The sequence below is a fragment of the Ensifer sp. Root31 genome (assembly GCF_001424825.1).
Lineage (GTDB): Bacteria > Pseudomonadota > Alphaproteobacteria > Rhizobiales > Rhizobiaceae > Ensifer > Ensifer canadensis.
The window spans coordinates 1-17,351 of sequence record NZ_LMCO01000050.1 but is presented as its reverse complement, the minus strand read 5'-3'; the positions used below and the strand labels follow the sequence as shown (position 1 = coordinate 17,351).

The 17,351-nt window shown below is 57.8% G+C and carries 18 protein-coding genes and 1 pseudogene; 7 read left to right on the top strand and 12 right to left on the bottom strand.

The window, feature by feature from the left end; translation table 11 throughout:
* Nucleotides 1-223: 223 nt before the first annotated feature.
* The 5 genes from ASD00_RS31250 to ASD00_RS31230 form a co-directional block, all read right to left on the bottom strand.
* A complete protein-coding gene (locus tag ASD00_RS31250) occupies nt 224-616 on the bottom strand; it encodes a Rid family detoxifying hydrolase (RefSeq protein WP_057210987.1) in 393 nt (130 codons plus the stop codon).
* A gap of 134 nt (nt 617-750) precedes the next feature.
* On the bottom strand, nt 751-2,259 hold the full coding sequence (locus ASD00_RS31245; protein ID WP_057210980.1) for a tripartite tricarboxylate transporter permease: 1,509 nt from the start codon (nt 2,257-2,259) through the stop codon (nt 751-753).
* A gap of 15 nt (nt 2,260-2,274) precedes the next feature.
* Nucleotides 2,275-2,748: a tripartite tricarboxylate transporter TctB family protein gene (locus ASD00_RS31240; RefSeq protein ID WP_057210978.1), complete on the bottom strand. Its 474-nt coding sequence runs from the start codon at nt 2,746-2,748 to the stop codon at nt 2,275-2,277.
* A 63-nt stretch (nt 2,749-2,811) separates the two neighbouring features.
* On the bottom strand, nt 2,812-3,786 hold the full coding sequence (locus ASD00_RS31235) for a tripartite tricarboxylate transporter substrate binding protein (protein ID WP_057210976.1): 975 nt from the start codon (nt 3,784-3,786) through the stop codon (nt 2,812-2,814).
* On the bottom strand, nt 3,783-4,838 hold the full coding sequence (locus ASD00_RS31230; RefSeq protein WP_057210974.1) for a glutamate cyclase domain-containing protein: 1,056 nt from the start codon (nt 4,836-4,838) through the stop codon (nt 3,783-3,785). The genes ASD00_RS31235 and ASD00_RS31230 overlap by 4 nt, the downstream gene beginning before the upstream one ends.
* Before the next feature lie 167 nt (nt 4,839-5,005).
* Between ASD00_RS31230 and ASD00_RS31225 the strand changes: the two genes are divergently transcribed.
* On the top strand, nt 5,006-5,932 hold the full coding sequence (locus tag ASD00_RS31225) for a LysR family transcriptional regulator (protein ID WP_057210972.1): 927 nt from the start codon (nt 5,006-5,008) through the stop codon (nt 5,930-5,932).
* 75 nt (nt 5,933-6,007) lie between these two features.
* A pseudogene (locus ASD00_RS31220) lies at nt 6,008-6,716 on the top strand (ATP-binding cassette domain-containing protein); the annotation flags it as partial.
* A 106-nt stretch (nt 6,717-6,822) separates the two neighbouring features.
* Here ASD00_RS31220 and ASD00_RS31215 read toward each other — a convergent pair.
* From ASD00_RS31215 to ASD00_RS31200, 4 genes are all read right to left on the bottom strand, one after another.
* Entirely contained in the window at nt 6,823-7,263 is a 441-nt protein-coding gene (locus tag ASD00_RS31215; protein WP_057210971.1) for a DsrE family protein, read from the bottom strand.
* 240 nt (nt 7,264-7,503) lie between these two features.
* On the bottom strand, nt 7,504-8,538 hold the full coding sequence (locus ASD00_RS31210) for a zinc-binding dehydrogenase (protein ID WP_057210969.1): 1,035 nt from the start codon (nt 8,536-8,538) through the stop codon (nt 7,504-7,506).
* A complete protein-coding gene (locus ASD00_RS31205) occupies nt 8,531-9,622 on the bottom strand; it encodes a Gfo/Idh/MocA family oxidoreductase (protein ID WP_057210967.1) in 1,092 nt (363 codons plus the stop codon). Before ASD00_RS31205 ends, ASD00_RS31210 begins: the two co-directional genes overlap by 8 nt.
* On the bottom strand, nt 9,619-10,071 hold the full coding sequence (locus ASD00_RS31200; RefSeq protein WP_082523788.1) for a nuclear transport factor 2 family protein: 453 nt from the start codon (nt 10,069-10,071) through the stop codon (nt 9,619-9,621). Before ASD00_RS31200 ends, ASD00_RS31205 begins: the two co-directional genes overlap by 4 nt.
* 103 nt (nt 10,072-10,174) lie before the next feature.
* Here ASD00_RS31200 and ASD00_RS39480 point away from each other — a divergent pair, with 103 nt between their 5' ends.
* On the top strand, nt 10,175-11,140 hold the full coding sequence (locus ASD00_RS39480) for an AraC family transcriptional regulator (RefSeq protein WP_082523787.1): 966 nt from the start codon (nt 10,175-10,177) through the stop codon (nt 11,138-11,140).
* Here ASD00_RS39480 and ASD00_RS31190 read toward each other — a convergent pair.
* From ASD00_RS31190 to ASD00_RS31180, 3 genes are read right to left on the bottom strand one after another with little or no spacing between them, the layout of a single operon-like run.
* Nucleotides 11,112-11,492, bottom strand: a complete 381-nt coding sequence (locus tag ASD00_RS31190; protein ID WP_057210966.1) for a response regulator — start codon at nt 11,490-11,492, stop codon at nt 11,112-11,114. The genes ASD00_RS39480 and ASD00_RS31190 overlap by 29 nt on opposite strands.
* A gap of 3 nt (nt 11,493-11,495) precedes the next feature.
* Nucleotides 11,496-12,131: a response regulator gene (locus tag ASD00_RS31185; protein ID WP_057210964.1), complete on the bottom strand. Its 636-nt coding sequence runs from the start codon at nt 12,129-12,131 to the stop codon at nt 11,496-11,498.
* Between the two features lie 3 nt (nt 12,132-12,134).
* Nucleotides 12,135-14,183, bottom strand: coding sequence for a PAS domain-containing protein (locus tag ASD00_RS31180; protein WP_057210981.1), 2,049 nt, complete (start codon nt 14,181-14,183; stop codon nt 12,135-12,137).
* Nucleotides 14,184-14,693: 510 nt separating this feature from the next.
* On the opposite strand from ASD00_RS31180, the gene ASD00_RS31175 reads away from it, so the two are divergent.
* The 4 genes from ASD00_RS31175 to ASD00_RS31160 form a co-directional block, all read left to right on the top strand.
* Nucleotides 14,694-15,518, top strand: a complete 825-nt coding sequence (locus ASD00_RS31175) for an alpha/beta hydrolase (protein WP_057210962.1) — start codon at nt 14,694-14,696, stop codon at nt 15,516-15,518.
* A 127-nt stretch (nt 15,519-15,645) separates the two neighbouring features.
* Nucleotides 15,646-16,563 carry an MBL fold metallo-hydrolase gene (locus tag ASD00_RS31170; RefSeq protein ID WP_057210961.1) on the top strand — a complete coding sequence of 306 codons (918 nt, stop codon included), beginning with the start codon at nt 15,646-15,648 and terminating at the stop codon, nt 16,561-16,563.
* Nucleotides 16,564-16,587: 24 nt separating this feature from the next.
* On the top strand, nt 16,588-16,932 hold the full coding sequence (locus ASD00_RS31165; protein WP_025431008.1) for a carboxymuconolactone decarboxylase family protein: 345 nt from the start codon (nt 16,588-16,590) through the stop codon (nt 16,930-16,932).
* 227 nt (nt 16,933-17,159) lie between these two features.
* A partial coding sequence (locus tag ASD00_RS31160; RefSeq protein WP_200951511.1) for a hypothetical protein occupies nt 17,160-17,351 on the top strand: 192 nt, incomplete at its 3' end.

Below are 17,351 nucleotides of genomic sequence, written 5' to 3'. Positions count from 1 at the left end.
CCACGTGCCCTTCGGTGGCCGCAAGGGCTCCTCCCATGGCTCGCGCGAGCAGGGTCGCTACGCCGCCGAATTCTACACAACCGTCAAGACCGCATACACATCGGCGTAGGTGCTGTCAGAGATGCGAGGGGCGCGCGCGTGGGAACGCTGTTACATGCTCGATGCTCTTGAACAACGCCAGCGCGATGAGGGCGTTGCTTTTTAGATCAGTGTGGGAAGGTCCCTATTCGTTAGAATGGCGTAGCGTCAACACCGCCTCCACTTCGATCTGTGCGCCCTTTGGCAGGGCGGACATTTCGAAGCATGCGCGAGCGGGAAACGGTGCCTTGAAGAAGGTAGCGTACTCCGCGTTGAGTGCGCCGAATTTCGACATGTCAGTAATCAGCACAGTCGTTTTCACTGTCCGGGCAAGGTTGGTTCCGGCTTCCGTTGCGATGGCGGAGATGTTCTTTAGGCACTGGCGCAGTTGTAGCACCGGGTCTTTCGAAACGATCTCACCCGTGGCCGGATCGATCGGCAATTGGCCAGAAACAAACAGAAGTTGTCCCGTGCTTATCGCCTGTGAAAAGGGGCCAACTGCGGCGGGGGCGTTGGTGGTGGATATGGCTGAAAGCAAATTGGTCTCCATTACCGGTTTGTATCGTTTCAGAGTGCGCCAAGGATAATCCCACAAGACGTGAAGCGACTTTGTGTTGAGATTTGCAAGGAAGGGGCCAGGCGCCGAATGCGAACATGTCTCTGCTGAGTTCTTTAGTCTTCGGCCTCGGAAAACGTATTGGAACGCATACGACGCACGCTGGGTGTCGATATAAGGATGAGCGCCAGAGCGGACATACCGAGCAGGGTGATGCTGATCGGGCTGGACACAAGCGCCGTCCAGTCGCCTTGCGAAAAGATCAGCGCCCGGCGCAGGTTCTCTTCGAGCATCGGCCCAAGGATGAACCCCAGCAGCAGGGGAGCCGGCTCGCAATCCAGCTTGAACAGGATGTAGCCGAGCATTCCAAATCCGCTCAAAAGGACAAGGTCCACCAAACTCATATTGATCGAGTAAACGCCGATCGCGCTAAAGACGAGGATCGCCGGGAACATCATGTTGTAGGGCGTCGACAACAGCTTCACCCACAGCCCTACCAAGGGCAAGTTCAGGATCAGTAACATAAGGTTGCCAATCCACATGGATGCGATCAGGCCCCAGAAAAGCGCCGGGTTATTGGTCATCACGCTAGGTCCGGGCTGAATGCCCTGGATCATCAACGCGCCGATCATCATCGCCATAACGCCGTTGCCGGGAATGCCGAGCGTCAGCATCGGGATGAACGATGTTTGCGCACCAGCATTGTTGGCTGCTTCCGGTCCAGCTACGCCTTCCATCGCCCCCTCACCGAACCTTACCGGTCCTTTCGACAGCTTTTTCTCCAAAGCGTACGATGCGAAGGATGACAGCGTTGCGCCACCGCCGGGCAGCACGCCGAGAATGGAGCCTAGGCCCGTGCCCCGCAGGGCGGGCATGATCATCCGCTTGAAATCAGAAGGCGACGGCATCAGTCGACTGATCTCGCGAACCGAGCGACTTGGTGTGTCGCTCGGCTCGAGATTGCGAAGAATTTCCGACAGGCCATAGATGCCGGTGGCAAATGCGACGAAACTGATCCCATCGTAGAGATCGGGGACGCCGAAGGTGAATCGTTCGACGCCGGTGTAAACGTCGGCGCCGACGATGCCGAACAGCAAACCAAGCACGATCATCGCTACCGCTTTGATTAGCTGGCCGTTGGCGAGCGTTACCGACAGGATTAGGCCGAATACGATCAGCGCAAAATATTCCGGGGGGCCGAATTTCAGCGCCATTTCGCCGAGCGGTATCGCAAAGGCAGCGACGACAACAGTAGCGATGGTACCGGCAATAAATGAACTGATTGCGGCCGTCGCAAGCGCGATGCCCGCGTGTCCCTTTCGGGCCATTTCGTAGCCGTCGATGGCTGTGACCGCCGAGGCTGCTTCGCCCGGTAGATTGACGAGGATGGCGGTCGTTGAGCCGCCATATTGTGCGCCGTAGTAGATGCCTGCCAACATTATCATTGACGTTGAAGCATCGAGGCCGAACGTGATGGGCAAAAGAAGTGCTATTGTTGCAGTCGGCCCGACACCCGGAAGCACGCCGATCAGAGTGCCGAGGAGACAACCGAGAAAACAGTAAAACAGGTTGTCGATGGTAAGGGCCGTTTGCAGCCCGAACATAAGATTGGTTACCAGATCCACAATCGGTCCCCCTGGTTAAAGCGTTAGCCAGCGGCCCAATGCCGGCAGCGGCAGACCCAGCCCCCATATGAAAACCGCGGTGGCGAGGACTGCCAGAACGCAGGAAACGATTAGGCGCGTCAACATGCGCATCTCGGGCGCCGCCAGAGTGCCAACAAAGGCCGTCACGGTCACTGCGATTAGAAAACCGGCAGGTCTCACGAGCAGGCCAAAGAGAAGGGGGCTGGCCAGAACGCAAAGCAATCTGACCGGGGCGACGAACGTCATCTGCTCACCCGGACCGATTATTCCCTTGATGGCGACGGCCAGGCCGAGACAGCCGAGTATGGCCGATAGGATAAGCGGGAAAAAGCCAGGCCCCATCTGTGAGGCGTTGCCAAATGAATAGTTCCAGGCGATTACGCCAAATCCGATTGCGAAAGCGGTGATGAAGCCGCCTGCCACAACATCTTTCTTGATGGTGATAGTGCCGTTTGCAAGGACGGTCATCGAAGCGTCTCCTGGCTGCATGGGAAATGGGCCGCAACTTGCGGCCCTCTTGGTGCTGGAACCTTACTGGCCGACCTTGATGCCAAGGCGACCAATCAGCTCTCCGAAGACCTTGCCTTCCCTCTCGATGGCAACTCTCGCCTCTTCGGGAGAGCTTGCAACCACCACTGCGCCGAGCTTCGTGAGGCGTTCTGCGACTTCGGGCTTATTCAGAATCTTCACGACTTCCGCATTCAGCATATCGATGATTTCCTGCGGGGTGCCGGCCGGCGCCAGCATCGCGCTCCACGAGCCTGCATTGTAGTCGGCATAGCCCGACTCAGCCACGGTCGGTATGTCGGGAAACTCCGGCGACCGTTCGGTTCCGCCCACGGCGAGTAATTTCAGGCGTCCTTCGCGCACGAGTGCGCTAACTGAGGGGAGCGTATCGAACGCCATCGTCGCGACACCGCTAATAAGGTCGGGATGAGCCTTAGCACTTCCGGCATACGGCGCGTGCACCATGTCGAGTCCGGCCATGTCGAGGAACCACTCGGAGAAGATATGAACGTTGCTGCCAATCCCTGCGGAGGCAAAGCCCAGCTGTCCGGGACGTTCCTTTACATATGCCACGAACTCCGCAAGCGTGTTGACGGGCAGGGTGGCAGGAACCACGAGACCGACCTGCGTACGCGCCAACAGCGAGATCGGCTCGAAGCTCTGGACCGGATCGTATGAAAGGTTCGGCATGAGCGCCTTGCCCAAAACATGCGACTGGACAACGACTTCGAGCGTGTAGCCGTCTGGGTCGGCTCGAGCGACGAATGTGCTGCCAATCGAGCCGTTCGCGCCGGGCCGGTTATCGACGACGACCGGCTGGCCAAGTGCGGGGGATAGCTGCTCGGCGATCAGTCGCGCGGTGATGTCGCCTTGGCCACCCGGGGCATAAGGCACGATCACTTGTATCGTACGATCTGGATAGGTCTGTGCGATGGCTGGCCCGGCTAGGCCCGCCACAATCGCCAGTAAAAGAGCTCCGCCTTTGAAAAGCTTATTCATTCTCTTGTTCCCTTCGTCTTTTTCATTTGGCCGTGCGAAAGCCCACGGTCAGGCCCGGCGATATTGAGACGCACCATATCTCGCAGAAGCTGGACGATCGCCATCGAGCTTTCGCCTTCGGTACCATCGACGATGAACCGCGAGGTGCAGTACCGCATCTCCCAGCCTCCTGCATCGAGGCATGCTTGAACGATGCGCTTTTCAAGTTCTGGCGTTTGAACGAGATCACGGTTCTTGAGGAGGAAACCAAGCATGGCGGCTATCCCGTATGCGCCCCAGTTGGACACGGAAGCCGGCAGGAAGATGTCGGTTGCGGTCACGGTCACTGCGCCGCCTGGCTTGTCGGTCTGGGTTTCCCGACCATACGGGTGAAAATCCTGCATGAACGGATGGATGCGTCCGAAGCCGATCTCATTGCCGTTGTCGCCGATGCCAATCGTCAGGATACCGCGCTCGGTGGCTTTATCGATGAGCGGCGCGATGTTGACACAGCCTTCGGGAGCAACACCCGTCGAATAGTGGACAGTGCCGTTCTCGTTCGGACCCAGGCGCTCGATCGTTATGATCGCCTTTGGTTTCAAGTCGTCGAGAAGCTTGCCTGCCCAATCGTCGATTTCGGATTGTACCTCTGGCGCGGTAAGGATCGCCGCGCCCATTCGGCGGTTCTTGGCCAGTTCGTATTCGCGGATCATGATGCCTGCGGCATTGCTTGAAGCAACGACCGGGGGAGCATGGCAAACCTCGGTGACATAGACAGGAACAGCGTTGAGGCCCCAGAAAAGCGCCCTAGCCAGCGCGGCGGCTCCGGGAGGACCGTCGCTTTCACCGTTCGGAACCTCGGGGGCATAACCTGCACCGGTCACGATTATCACGACGTCGCCCGCGCTAACCTTCTCAACCAACGCCTCGGCTGCCCGTGCCGTGATCGGTCGCCCGCCGCCTTCGCGCCGTGCTTCATTATAGATTGGTGCGATGATGTTGTGGTTCATGGCGCGGTTGCGCATTTCTACGGTGATCAAGCGATCGACGTATTCGCCAATGATATCTGCCATTTTTGTCTCGCAAAGTTTGTTTTGATTTCGCGAGCTAACAGCAAGAATTTGCCCGGTGCCAATCGAATTAACGGATTTAGTATCAGCTTTTGTTATACAAGGAGCGATTTCTACCTATAAAATGACGAAGGTGTCGGGTTTCTGCATAAAATGTGTACGGTGGGAAAATGCGTTCATTAAATCATCGTCAGCTGCTCAGCTTTCGCGCGGTTATGGTCACCGGGAGCATGACCGGCGCGGGCAAAATCCTTCACCTCAGCCAGCCGGCAGTGACGAGGTTGATCAAAGACCTTGAACGGGAATTGGACCTTCCGTTGTTCACCCGTACCGGCGTCGCCGTAAAACCGACACAGCAGGCGCTGGAGCTATTTCGCGAGGTGGAACGGTACTTTAACGGCGTCGACCGCATCGTCGAAACTGCTCGTTACCTGCGTAATCGCCGGGGTGGACGGCTACGGATCGCCGCAATGTCCACCCTGTCGTCACGTACCTTGCCGGAAGCAATCCACCGCTTCAAGCAGATCGAGCCCGAACTCGATTTTTACATTCACTCCGACACCTCGCATCACATCATCGATGCGGTCCAAAGGAACGAGTTCGATATAGGTTTCGGGCGCGTGCCGACAGAGCGTACTGACATTGAGCATTTGCCGATGCCCACATCGTCGGCAATCTGTCTTGTTCCCAGACACCATCGGCTCGCGGCGAAGGCGTCGATTTCCGTGACTGACCTTCATCAAGAGCAACTGATTTCGCTCGGAACTAGTAGCCTGCTTCGGCTCCAGATCGAGGCGGCGCTGGAGAGCGCCGGCATCAGGGGCGGAACAGTCATACAGACGCTTTTTTCCAACACCGTGCCCAGCTATGTCGCGCGCGGCCTCGGCATTGGGGTCACCGATATCTTCTCAGTGCTCGGCGCTGATCGTACGAACATCGTCATGCGCCGCTTTACGCCGGAACTGACTTTCGACTTTTCAGCCATTTATCCGCGTAGCGAGCACTCTCCCTTGGCCATCGCTTTTGCTCGCATGATGCGCAGCGTCATCGCCAACGATATTGCCGAAGTAGAAGACGCTTTGCAGATGGCACGTTGAATCGAGCAGCCTGGGCAAACGCGTCGCAAGCTCCCATCGAGGCGGGCCTTTCGTCAATCTGATCCAAGGTGCAGCCGCCCTGGTCAGTTGTCCGGCGGTCAGCGCCAACGCGTCGCAATGGGAAGGGCGATCGTGCGTAATCCAAAGGTTTTCCTCTTTGCTGAACCGCTCTCGAACCTTGATGCAAAGCTCAGGGTTCAGATGCGGACCGAGATCAAACGGCTGCACCAGCTGTTGCCGACGACGACGGGTATGTGACGCACGATCAGGTGGAAGCCATGACGATGGCTGATCGTGTGGTAGTGATGAATGGCGGCGTCGAACAGGCTGGACCGCCGCAAGAGCTTTATCATCGGCCGGTCAGCCACTTCGTTGCAGGTTTCATTGGCTCGCCGGCGATGAACTTTATGCCTGCAACCGTCGTTTCAGACGCTAAGGGCCTGCTCGTGCAGCTTGAGGACGGTAGTTCGTTGCCGGTGCCAGCAGCGCGAACGGAGCTCTATGGGCGCCACGTCGCAAGGCCGTCACTTTCGGCATTCGACCAGAGTCGATCAGTGAGCGGCAGCAGCGCCCGGGCTTTGCCGAAATCCAGGCGAAGATCGATTTGGTAGAGCCACTCGGGCCTGAAACTATGGTCTATTTTTCCATCGGCGATCGAGGCATGTGCGCCTGTATCGACCCCGAAAGCAATCCGAAGCCCAAATCCACGATGCCGCTGTCGTTCAACATGAACCAGATGCATCTGTTCGACCCGACGACGGGCCGCGCGTTGTCGATCGGCTGACTGGTGTTTTAACCAGGGCAGGGACATTGCCTGCCGTTCTCGTTTGATGTTGACAAATGTGGCGGAGCGGTCGGTACGCCGCTCCGCCGGGGCGGCGCCCCCGCGACTAAGCCTCAGTGATTTTCACGTATCCCTGTTGAACAAGCTGGATTGTTCGCGCCATCGCATCCGTGTTAATTTTTATGTTCGGAAGAAGGTCTGCATTGCCCCACCCGTTCGCCTCCGCGGTGGCCCCACAGAGCTCTATCTTGACACCCCGCTTCACCAAATCGGCGATCAAGTTCTTGTTGGGATTCCCCGCTGCGATCTTCCGTGAGCCGTTGTACGCCTCGTCATGCAAAGTGAGGTGTCCCGCGTTTGTGTGGAATACCACTATCACTTCGGCCTCAGCGCCCCAGTCCGCAATATCGTTCGTAATCAGTTGAAGGTGGAAGATGGCGGCAGGCAAATCCCCCTCAAATTGAAGCGAGCCGATGCTGTGAACGGATTTTACCGACTTCAGCCTAACCGGCACATCGATAGTGATTGCGTGATTGGCGGTTGACATGTCATGGCTCCCTTGTTGGCGGTTAAGGCGAGGGATTTTGCAATTTCATTGGTGCCCCGCCCGAACAACCTACACACTGGGCAGATCCCGCCAATTATGGGTTCATATTAGGTTCCGAGAGCTGCAACCGACGGACCGTGCCTCCAAGCCATCAGGGCCTTTAATGCCCCACTGAGGATCGGGACATCACATAGCGCGAAACCGCTCTCCCGCGGCCGATATTCCCATCGTTTCATGGCTTTATCCACCTGAGATCAAAAGGACCGGGCGGCCCAGAGTTTCGCCTGCTTCGAGTGCCCTTTGCGCTTCACCGACACCCGTGAAGGGTACCACCCTGTCAATGTGCGCCCGCAAGCCACCCCGATCGACGAGTTCGGCGATCTGGGCGAGCGCGGCGGTTTGGCGAAGGCGATGTGCATGGTGGCGGCCTATCTGCGGCAGACCGATGTTGACGAAGCTGATGTCCAGGTTTTTCCACTCGGCCTGCCCGTTTCCCTCGGCGGGCCAATCCGACACTACTGTGTTGATCAGCCTCCCATAGGCAGCCGTATGCCTGAAGCTCTCCGAGAAGTTGCCATGTCCTACAAAGTCGAACACGATGTTAGCTCCCGGTTCGCCCCGCCACGCCTCAAGGGCCTCCTCAACGCTTTCCGTCCGGTAATTGATTACGAGTTCGGTACCGAGCACTCTCACCAATTCCGCCTTTGCCTCGTTCGAGACGGTCGTGGCGATCCTGGCTCCGAGGGAAGCGAGATATTGGATTGCGATATGCCCGAGCCCGCCCGCGCCGCCGTGGACCAGGACATGATCACCTGGGCTTACCGTCGCCTTCTCGAACACGGCCTCCCATGCGGTGAGGGCCACCACTGGCAGGGCAGCGGCTTCCACAAAGGTCAGCTTTTCCGGCTTCGCGGTGACATAGTCTGAACGGACGACCTTGTATTCGGCATAGCTTCCCGGGTTTCCGGCGTAGCCGCCGTCCACGTACCAGACCTCGTCACCTACTCGGGCGTTCACTACCTCTCGTCCGGCTTCCACCACCACGCCGACGCCGTCAATTCCGAGGATCGTAGGTTCTTTCTGGGACCTCCCATCGCTGTCGTAAACAGCTCCGTTCTTCCTGTTCTGCCAGTCAGCGGGATTGATCCCGGCTGCCTTCACTTGGACCAAAACATCAAGCTCGTCCCTTAGCCGAGGGCAGTCGACTTCGCGCACCTCAAGCACTTCGGGTCCGCCGGGTCTAGTGACAACGAGGGCCTGCATTTTCTCAGACATCGCGCCGTTCCCCGTTGCCAGAGGCGATGGCATCCAGAACGCGATGCAGGTTCACAGCGTCTTCGAAGGTGGGAGACAGTTTGGTGTGATTTCTCATATCAGACGCGATGCGGGAATAGGCGACCCCGACGCTTTGGCTGAACCCATCCTCGAAGCCGAGGGTCTCGTAGAGAGGCGGCACAGGCAATTCCTGCATCTGCCCGTCCCCCTGTGCGCCTTTAACAGTGAAGCCGCCCAGCCCGACATAGCCGACGGGGCTGGTCAGAATGAGGTCGCCTTTGGTACCGTTGATCTCGATATGGAAGTTCGTGCCGCGCGAGAGGCCACCGCGGAAATGTGCGCTGAGGGCTGCGCCGTTCGTGAGCAAGCCAGCGGCAATGATTTGATCTGGCGCTGTCAACGGAACTTCTTTCCCCGTCTCCGCTATTCGCGTCATCGCTCGGCTGTTCGACAGCGCGCCGCTGATGGACTTCAGTCTCGACCCGAGCGCGTAGAGGGTCGCGTCGAGCGTGTGCGCGAACGGCACGTGGAACATCGAGGCTCCATTTGCCATATCCAGGGTGTACAGGTAGCTCTCGTTGATCTCCTCACCCCAGATGATGCCAGAACCGATCATGGAAACAGACAGGACCTCGCCGACATAGCCGTCCTTGATCAGATCCTTGATGAAGTTGATGGCCGGAACCGAACGCGTTTGAAGCCCGATCGCCGTAAATGCATTCCTGCTCTTCGCCAGTGCTAGCATTTTTTCGGCGTCGGGCAGGTTCATGCCCAGCGGCCACTCCGAGAAAACCGCTTTCCCTGCTTCCAGGGCCAGGGTGACGAGTTCAAGGTGATGTGGAACCTTGACGGTCACGACAACCAGGTCGACGTTCGGGTCATTCACCAGTTCATCCGTCGTTCCATAGCTGTTATCCGCGCCAAACTTCTCGGCAGACGCGCGAGCTATTTCCGGCCTGTTGTGGCTTACAGCCGCGATGCGAAACTCAGGCAACGCTTTCAGGGCGGGGATATGGGCTGTGTTGGCCCAGCCCTTGTCCGGATGGACGCCGATGATGCCGACGTTGATGGGATTGGTGGTCATGCCGCATTCTCCTTCGGCTTGATTTTTAGGATCGTGCGGCGAAGCTCCAGGTGCGCCAAGCGCCACTGTCCGCCTTCGAGCCGCCATGTTTCGTGATAGTGGCCGTACCCGTGCATCGAGGCGGGACGGCCATCATTGACATCGGGAAAAATCAGGTAGTCTTCCATGGACCAGATGGCGCGGACTTCCGTTTCCGAAACGACGTCGATCTCGTCATTGTGGACCTGATGGATTGTCCGGGCCCCAGCGAGGTAGTTCTTGGTGACGGCCAGGAACTCATCAATGGAGTCAAACGCGGCGACTGTGACACCGTCCTCGCCGATAAAGCGTATCGACGGTTGAGGTGCGAATAACGCAGCGAATTCCGGCCAGTTCTGCGTATCCACGTATCGGCAATAACGTGCTTTCAATGTGCGTATGGTTTCGACCAGAGCGAGATGGTTTTGCAATTGGAATCTCCTTTTCGGGTCACCATATAGCGACGAACAGCAAGAGCCTTCAGTCTCGATCGTCCCAAGTTTTGGCTCGATCGTCCATAATAGGAACATTTAGTTGGACCCTTTGACCGACATCTTCTCTTCGATGCGAATTAGGAAAGCGAAGTTCACGACGCTGGAGGCGACTGCGCCCTGGGGCGTTGCCTCGCACGGTGATCCGGCGATCAAATTCGTTCTCGTGGTCCGCGGATCAGGAGTCCTGACCACACGGGAAAACCCCGATGCGGTATCGTTGCGCGCAGGCGACGTCTTCATCATGTTCGGGAACGAACCTTACCAGGTCTACGATCATGCAGACTCGCGCACGGCGGACTGTCTTGATGTCGAGACCCTTCGGGTGGGCAACCGCATTCAGTTCGGAGGAGGTGGCGCCACGACGACTTTCATCAGCGGCTTTTTCGAGATCGAAAAGCTTGACGCCCAGCCCTTGCTGAATGTGCTACCAAGATTGCTTCACCTGAAATCGGAGCAGAGCCGGAGCCAACAGTTCCAGTCGGTGCTTGAGTTGCTCGCGGCAGAAGCCGATGCTCCTGGGCTGGGTTCGGATGCCGTCGTGCGACGCCTGTTCGAACTGCTTTTCGTTCATGCGATCCGCGCGTTTGCGCAACAATGGTCGACGCCAAAGACTGGATGGCTGGCGGCCGTCTCCGATAAGAATCTGGTCTTGGCGGTCGAAGCCATGCATGCGGAGCCACAAGTGCCGTGGACGGTGGGTCAACTCGCAAGTAGGGCTGGAATGTCGCGCTCAGCTTTCGCCGCCCGCTTCAAGGATCTAGTCGGACAAGCTCCGCTGTCGTATCTGACAGAATGGCGAATTTTCCAGGCTGCCAGACTGATTGAGGGGAATGCAAACAAGCTTTCTGTCATCTCGCGGAGCGTGGGTTACCAGTCCGAGGCGGCCTTCACCAAGGCCTTCAGAAAGGTGATGGGGACCGCGCCCAGCCACTACAGGAAAAGCCTTGCCGAGGCTAAGGTGGGCCGGGCGGCCCCGATCATTGCCGAAATGCAAGAAGCCGCGTAATCGCCTGGAGAAGCACTTTGCTGTTCAGTGGTTTTCGCATAAAGACCCTGCGGTCATCGGCTCCTGCGAAACCACGATCATCGATATCGCTGCGACCCGTCATCAGTATCATCGGCATTTCAGGTTCCCGGCCTCTGACCGCCTGCTCCAACTCGAACCCGTCCATCGAGCCCATGCTGATATCCGTGATTACGCAGTCACACGCGGAGAGGTCTCCACTCGAGAGAAAAGCCGTCGGCGACCTGTAGGTACGGGCCAGATAACCTACGGACTCAAGAAGCTCACGCAGCCCCTCAAGAACCCGCTTATCGTCATCCACAATTGCAAAGGTATGGATCGCCTGCGCTATCATTCGTCAGTTTCCATGTCGGGAGTGCGTAATCGGTATGCTGAGTTTGGAGGCGATCCGCACCAAGTCGGCCAAGGAGTCGGCATGCATCTTGCGCATCATGTTGCCTCGATGGATTTGGAAGGTGATCTCGCTTATTCCAAGCTCGGCGGCACCTTGTTTGTTCATTAACCCACTTACAACGAGTGGGAGGACATCGCGTTCCCGGGCGGAAAGGCATTCCAGCCGAGATTGTAGTTCACTGAGTGCGGCTCGATCGTGTCGCGCCTCGCGGTCGCGCGCGAGTGCCAATTCGATCGCAGCGCGCAGGTCGTGCTCCCTGAACGGTTTCGCAAGGAAATCGACTGCGCCCAGCTTCATCGCGCGGACCGTCATCGGTATGTCCCCGTGGCCCGTTATGAAAATGATCGGAGGATGCGGTTCATCCGCCAACCGCGCTTGGAGCTCGAAACCGTCGATATCTGGCAGCCGTATGTCGAGTACGAGACATGAAGGGTTCTGGGGCTTTGGGGCATCCAGATATTCCTGCGCCGTTGCGAACGTCGTAACGTTGACCTGCCACGATTCCAGGAGCTCGGAAAGTCCGTCCCGGACGCGCTTGTCGTCGTCTATCACGAAGACTGCATGATCCTCACTGTACATCGGTTATTCTCCGGACAAGGGGAGTGCAAAGCTGAATACCGTGCCGGTGGGCTCCGCGGGCGAAGCCCATAGCTTTCCGGCGTGTGCGCCGACGATGCTTCGGCAGATCGACAACCCGATCCCCATGCCGTTATGCTTCGTGGTGTAGAATGGTTCGAATATCTTCTCGTTGTCGTGTAGCCCGACCCCGCTGTCCCGCACATCCACGAGGATTGTCCCGTCATCGAACCGCGAGCGGATTTCCAGTAATCGTATTGCCCCGTTCAATGTCGCCATCGCATCCATCGCGTTCTGAATGAGATTGACAAGCACCTGGAGGATGAGGCCCCTGTCGAAGTTCGCCGTCGGCAGGTCCGGCTCCAGGCGAGTTCGCAGATCGCATTTCGAACCCGAAATCCTTTCGCGCAGCAGCGTGCAGGCCTCCTCGATGACTTCGTTGATGTTTCCCGGGCTTTTCGCCCCGCCCGATTGCCTGAAGAGAGCCTTTATTCTGCTGATCACTTCGCCTGCGTCGTTCGCGGCATCTGCCGCCTTTCGGGCACTGATCTTCGCCCTTTCGATATTTGGTGGTGTCGCACTGAGCCAGCTTTCGGTGGCGCTGCTATTGGTGACGACGGCCACCAATGGTTGGTTCAATTCGTGGGCAATCGAAGCGGATAACTCAGATAAACTGGCGGCACGCGTCGCGAGTTCAAGCTGATGCTGGGCCTTCTGAAGCTGTGCCTGTGCCTGCGTTTCCTCCTCGACATCGACAATAACGCCATACCACTGAAACAGCCTGCTTTGGCAGTCGCGCAGGACACGTGCCCTGCAGTCGACAAGGTGATAATGGCCGTCGGCCAAACGATGGCGGTATTTCAGAGCAATGGGTTCTCCGGACTTGAAGGATTGCTCAAAGCGATGTCGCAACAAAGGCGCGTCCGCCGGGTGAACGAGACTGCTGATCATCGGCGCGAAGCCTGAACCATTTACCCCACGAAGCTCCTCGAGCGTCACCCCGGAATACTCCATCAAAGGCTCGTTGAAATAGGTTGGCTGACCTTCCGGGCTCGCGCACCACACAAAGGCGGGAAGCGTGTCGAGCATCAATCTCAGCCGGTCTGCGTTCGCCCGGAGTTCCTCCTGCGTCCGATGAAGCTCCTCTATATCGATGTTGGTCCCATACCACTCGATGATTTCACCCTCCTCGCTGAGGAGCGGGGCGGCGTCGATCCTGTTCCAACGGTAGGTGCCGTCCTTATATCGCAATCGGCAGACCAGGGAGAGTGATGCCTTTCGTTCGACGCAGGCCGCCCACGCCGACTGAAAACCTTCAGCATCATCCGGATGAACGACACCGAAATTGTTCGATCTGATCTCCTCGAATGTCGCCCCAAGGTACTCCAGGGTCTTGGGATTCTGGTAGATCGGCACGCCCGACGGGGAGGCGCACCATATCATCACCGGCATCGTATCGATCAGTGTTTGAAGCTGCCTTTCGCTATCCTCCAGCCGCTGCTCAGCGCGCTTCTTCTCATCGATGTCGATTGTTGTTCCGAACCACCCGAGAATGTTGCCCTCTTTATCGAGATGGGGGCGGCCGTAGGCGTGGAACCAGCGATAGTCGCCGTCTGCCCGTCTTATGCGATGAACTGACTCGAAGGAGGTTCCGGTCCTCATGCTCGTAAGCCAAGCCTCGGTTACGCGTTCGGCCTCGTCGGGGTGAACGGCCTCCAGCCCGGTTCGCCCTGTCGCGTTGAATTCGTCGGTACGCTTGCCGACGTACTCGACGACGCTTGGGTTCACGTAGACGAAGTTTCCCTTAGCGTCAGTGGCCCAGCCTAACCCCGGCATGCTTTCCACGATCAACTTCGCGTCTTGCAGGTGTTGGTCGACATCAGCACGCGCTCGCCAAATGCTCGCAAGCCAGAAGGCGCCCAGAGCACACAACAGAAACGCCGTCGGTCGGGCTATGGAGGCGAACCCATCGGACGATAGGAAAACGATCAGAGCGCCGACGACAATCAAGAGCAACGCAATTGCCACAGCGACCTGCCTGCGTTTGACAAGCATGAGTGCCGCAAGGGCTAAGAACAGCACACCGTACGGCTCCTGTTCGAATATCCCCAGAGCAGTTCCGGCGCATCCCGTCGCAAGTGCAGGTGCGTATTGCCGTATTTCAGGGCCCCTCACGACAGTCTCCCTGGTTGGCACCCCTCAAGGTTCGGCGAAACTATACTTTGATCAGTATGATCAGGCTAGCTGCGCTTCCAGGACTAACGGAAACATATGATTGGCCGATCTGAGCCTCCTGTCTAACATCGAAAGCACCGCAAGCGACCCACGCACGCGAATGAAATCCCGTCAAGCTCGCTGTCCCAGCCGCCGTCCGAGCGACAGCCCACTGAAGGATGAAGGTTCATGGCAGAGCGAAAAACAGAGCTTCCTCCGATCTCACGGCGTGCCGTCTTGGGCAGCGCTGCAGGAGCCGTCGGAGCCTCCCTTCTAGGGTTTCCAGCAATTGCTCCGGTATTGACCGCGAGTGGACAGACGACACAGCAACGATCAGCCGAGGAAAAGACAATGGGCACGATCACGACTAAGGACGGAACGCAGATTTTCTACAAGGACTGGGGAAAGGGCCAGCCTATAGTCTTCCATCACGGTTGGCCGCTTAGCGCCGATGACTGGGACAACCAGATGCTCTTCTTCCTCAGCAAGGGCTATCGGGTAATTGCCCACGACAGGCGCGGACATGGCCGTTCGACGCAGACCGCGACGGGCAATGACATGGATACCTACGCGGCCGACGTTGCGGAGCTTGCAAAGGCGCTCGACCTGCGTGATGCAATCCATGTGGGGCATTCGACGGGAGGCGGCGAGGTCACTCGCTACGTTGCCCAACACGGAAATGACAGGGTGGCCAAGGCGGTGATCATCTCTGCTATTCCGCCGGTGATGTTGAAGTCCGACGACAATCCGGGTGGCTTGCCCATCGGAGTGTTTGACGATCTCCGCGCCCAACTCGCAGCTAACCGCGCGCAATTCTACCTCGACGTTCCCACGGGTCCTTTCTACGGCTTCAACAGGAAGGACGCCAAGGTGTTCCCGGGGCTGATCCAGAATTGGTGGCGGCAGGGAATGATCGGCGGAGCGATCGCGCACTATGAATGCATCAAGGTCTTCTCGGAGACAAACTTCACTGAAGACCTGAAGAAGATCGATGTTCCGGTTCTGGTAATGCACGGCGACGATGACCAGATCGTTCCGATCGCCGACGCTGCCCTCCTGTCGGTCAAGCTACTGAAGCACGGTACGCTGAAGGTCTACAAGGGGCTGCCGCACGGTATGTGCAGCACACATCCCGATATTATCAATCCCGATCTGCTGGCGTTTTTCCAGGCATGATCGCCCGGCGGGAAAGGCGGCTTCAGGTGATACCCCAAGCCCCCTGGAGCCGCCCCGCCCGTTTCCGAAAGGATCTGTGATGACCCAAGACTTCAAATTTTCTCGCCGCGGGTTTTGTCTATGCTGCATGGCAGCCTCCACGTTCGCGGCGTCCGGAGGCTGGCTAAGTCCCCGGCAGGTTTTCGCGAAAGCCCAAGGTATCGTGGACATGATCCGCGATGAAGCGGCAAAAGCGCCGATCAAGGTTCACAAAACTAAGGCGGGCGTTTCGATCCTTGAAGGTTCAGGCGGGAACATAGCAGTGCTGACCGGGGGCGACGGAAAGGTCCTGATCGATGGAGGCATAACCGCGTCCCGTCCTCGCATACTCGATGCCTTATCCGGCCTCGGAAAACAGCCGATCAAGCACCTGATCAACACACACTGGCATTTCGATCACACGGATGGAAATGAGTGGCTCAACGCCGAAGGGGCCGCGATCCGCGCGCACGAGAACACCAGGAAACATCTGATGACCGTTCAAAGGGTGGACGACTGGGACTTCGAGTTTCCACGCCCGCCGCTCGCCGCGGTGCCGTCGGAGACGGTCGGCGACGAGATGTCGCTGGAGCTCAACAAGGAAACGTTGATGCTGAAGCACCATCCGAACGCGCATACCGACGGCGACATCTCGGTCACCTTCAGCGAGGCAAACATCGTTCACACCGGAGACCTGTACTGGAACGGCATTTACCCATTCATCGACTATTCGACTGGTGGAGGGATCGACGGCAAGATCAAGGCGGTTGAAGACATTCTCTCTAACATCACCGAAGAGACAGTTGTCATTCCGGGGCACGGTCAGCCTCTCAGCAAAAAGTCCGAATTAAGTGACTACCGTACGATGCTCGTCGACATCCGCGGAAATGTGGCAAAGCTGAAGTCCAAGGGAAAGCCCATCGACGAGATCATTGCCGCGAAACCGACTGCCGACTTCGACGCAAAGTGGGGGCAGTTCGTCATCAGTCCCGAGTTCTTCACGCGCCTTGTCTATCATGGCGTCTGAGTTGCGAAATCACGAGGGTATGTGATGTCTATGATCGATTGGAATGCCTATCATCAGCAGGTGCTTGCGGGGGTCGGCGAAATCGCCGCACTGAGTCCGGACGTGATCAGAGGCTACCAGGCAATCGGCGGAGCGGCCCGTAAGACCAATCTGCTGGGTAGCAAGGTCAACGAACTGATCGCTCTAGCGGCTGCGGTCTCGCTGCGCTGCGATGGCTGCATCGTTGTTCACACCGACGCCGCGCTTAAAGCGGGTGCGACGCGCGAAGAGATCGCCGAGGCGCTCGGGACGGCTATTGGCGTCAACGCTGGAGCAGGACTCGTTTATTCCACGCGAGTGATGGATGCCGTCAAATCAAAGGCTTCATGACAACCTCAGCGGTTTACATTGAGGCTCAGCCCAGGTCGGGCCTGTCAGGGAAACCCGCAATTGGGTGAACGGAGGTTCGGTTGAGAAAAGGAAGATTCGGTTCATGCTCAGGCACTCCCGAAAGCTGCCTGAGGCCATAGTGGGCGACGAAGGCCCGCCTCGATGTGAAAACAGGACTCGGCTAAGCCGGCAGACCAGAGCCAGATCGCCTGAGCCAGGAGGCCCAAGTGTCCGTGCTGTCATCATCTGGAAATCTCGGCGAGAAGCGCTTCGATATCATCGACAAGGTCCTGATGATCTTCAAGGCCAACACTTATGCGGTAACCGACCGATTGTTACCGCGGAGATTTCGCTTTGAGGCGGGCGATCAGCTCCTCGTCGTCGACAAAGCTGTCGAGGAAGTCGTTCCATTCGTCGGT

What these genes read in the sequence shown, in the direction of transcription:
- ASD00_RS31170 (WP_057210961.1), top strand. Translation starts at nt 15,646, where the DNA reads ATGGCAGCCTCCACGTTCGCGGCGTCCGGAGGCTGGCTAAGTCCCCGG.
- ASD00_RS31235 (WP_057210976.1), bottom strand. Translation starts at nt 3,786, where the DNA reads ATGAATAAGCTTTTCAAAGGCGGAGCTCTTTTACTGGCGATTGTGGCG.
- ASD00_RS31190 (WP_057210966.1), bottom strand. Translation starts at nt 11,492, where the DNA reads ATGATAGCGCAGGCGATCCATACCTTTGCAATTGTGGATGACGATAAG.
- ASD00_RS31210 (WP_057210969.1), bottom strand. Translation starts at nt 8,538, where the DNA reads ATGTCTGAGAAAATGCAGGCCCTCGTTGTCACTAGACCCGGCGGACCC.
- ASD00_RS31185 (WP_057210964.1), bottom strand. Translation starts at nt 12,131, where the DNA reads ATGTACAGTGAGGATCATGCAGTCTTCGTGATAGACGACGACAAGCGC.
- ASD00_RS31165 (WP_025431008.1), top strand. Translation starts at nt 16,588, where the DNA reads ATGTCTATGATCGATTGGAATGCCTATCATCAGCAGGTGCTTGCGGGG.
- ASD00_RS31175 (WP_057210962.1), top strand. Translation starts at nt 14,694, where the DNA reads ATGGGCACGATCACGACTAAGGACGGAACGCAGATTTTCTACAAGGAC.
- ASD00_RS31225 (WP_057210972.1), top strand. Translation starts at nt 5,006, where the DNA reads ATGCGTTCATTAAATCATCGTCAGCTGCTCAGCTTTCGCGCGGTTATG.
- ASD00_RS31215 (WP_057210971.1), bottom strand. Translation starts at nt 7,263, where the DNA reads ATGTCAACCGCCAATCACGCAATCACTATCGATGTGCCGGTTAGGCTG.
- ASD00_RS31230 (WP_057210974.1), bottom strand. Translation starts at nt 4,838, where the DNA reads ATGGCAGATATCATTGGCGAATACGTCGATCGCTTGATCACCGTAGAA.
- ASD00_RS31240 (WP_057210978.1), bottom strand. Translation starts at nt 2,748, where the DNA reads ATGACCGTCCTTGCAAACGGCACTATCACCATCAAGAAAGATGTTGTG.
- ASD00_RS31205 (WP_057210967.1), bottom strand. Translation starts at nt 9,622, where the DNA reads ATGACCACCAATCCCATCAACGTCGGCATCATCGGCGTCCATCCGGAC.
- ASD00_RS31180 (WP_057210981.1), bottom strand. Translation starts at nt 14,183, where the DNA reads ATGCTTGTCAAACGCAGGCAGGTCGCTGTGGCAATTGCGTTGCTCTTG.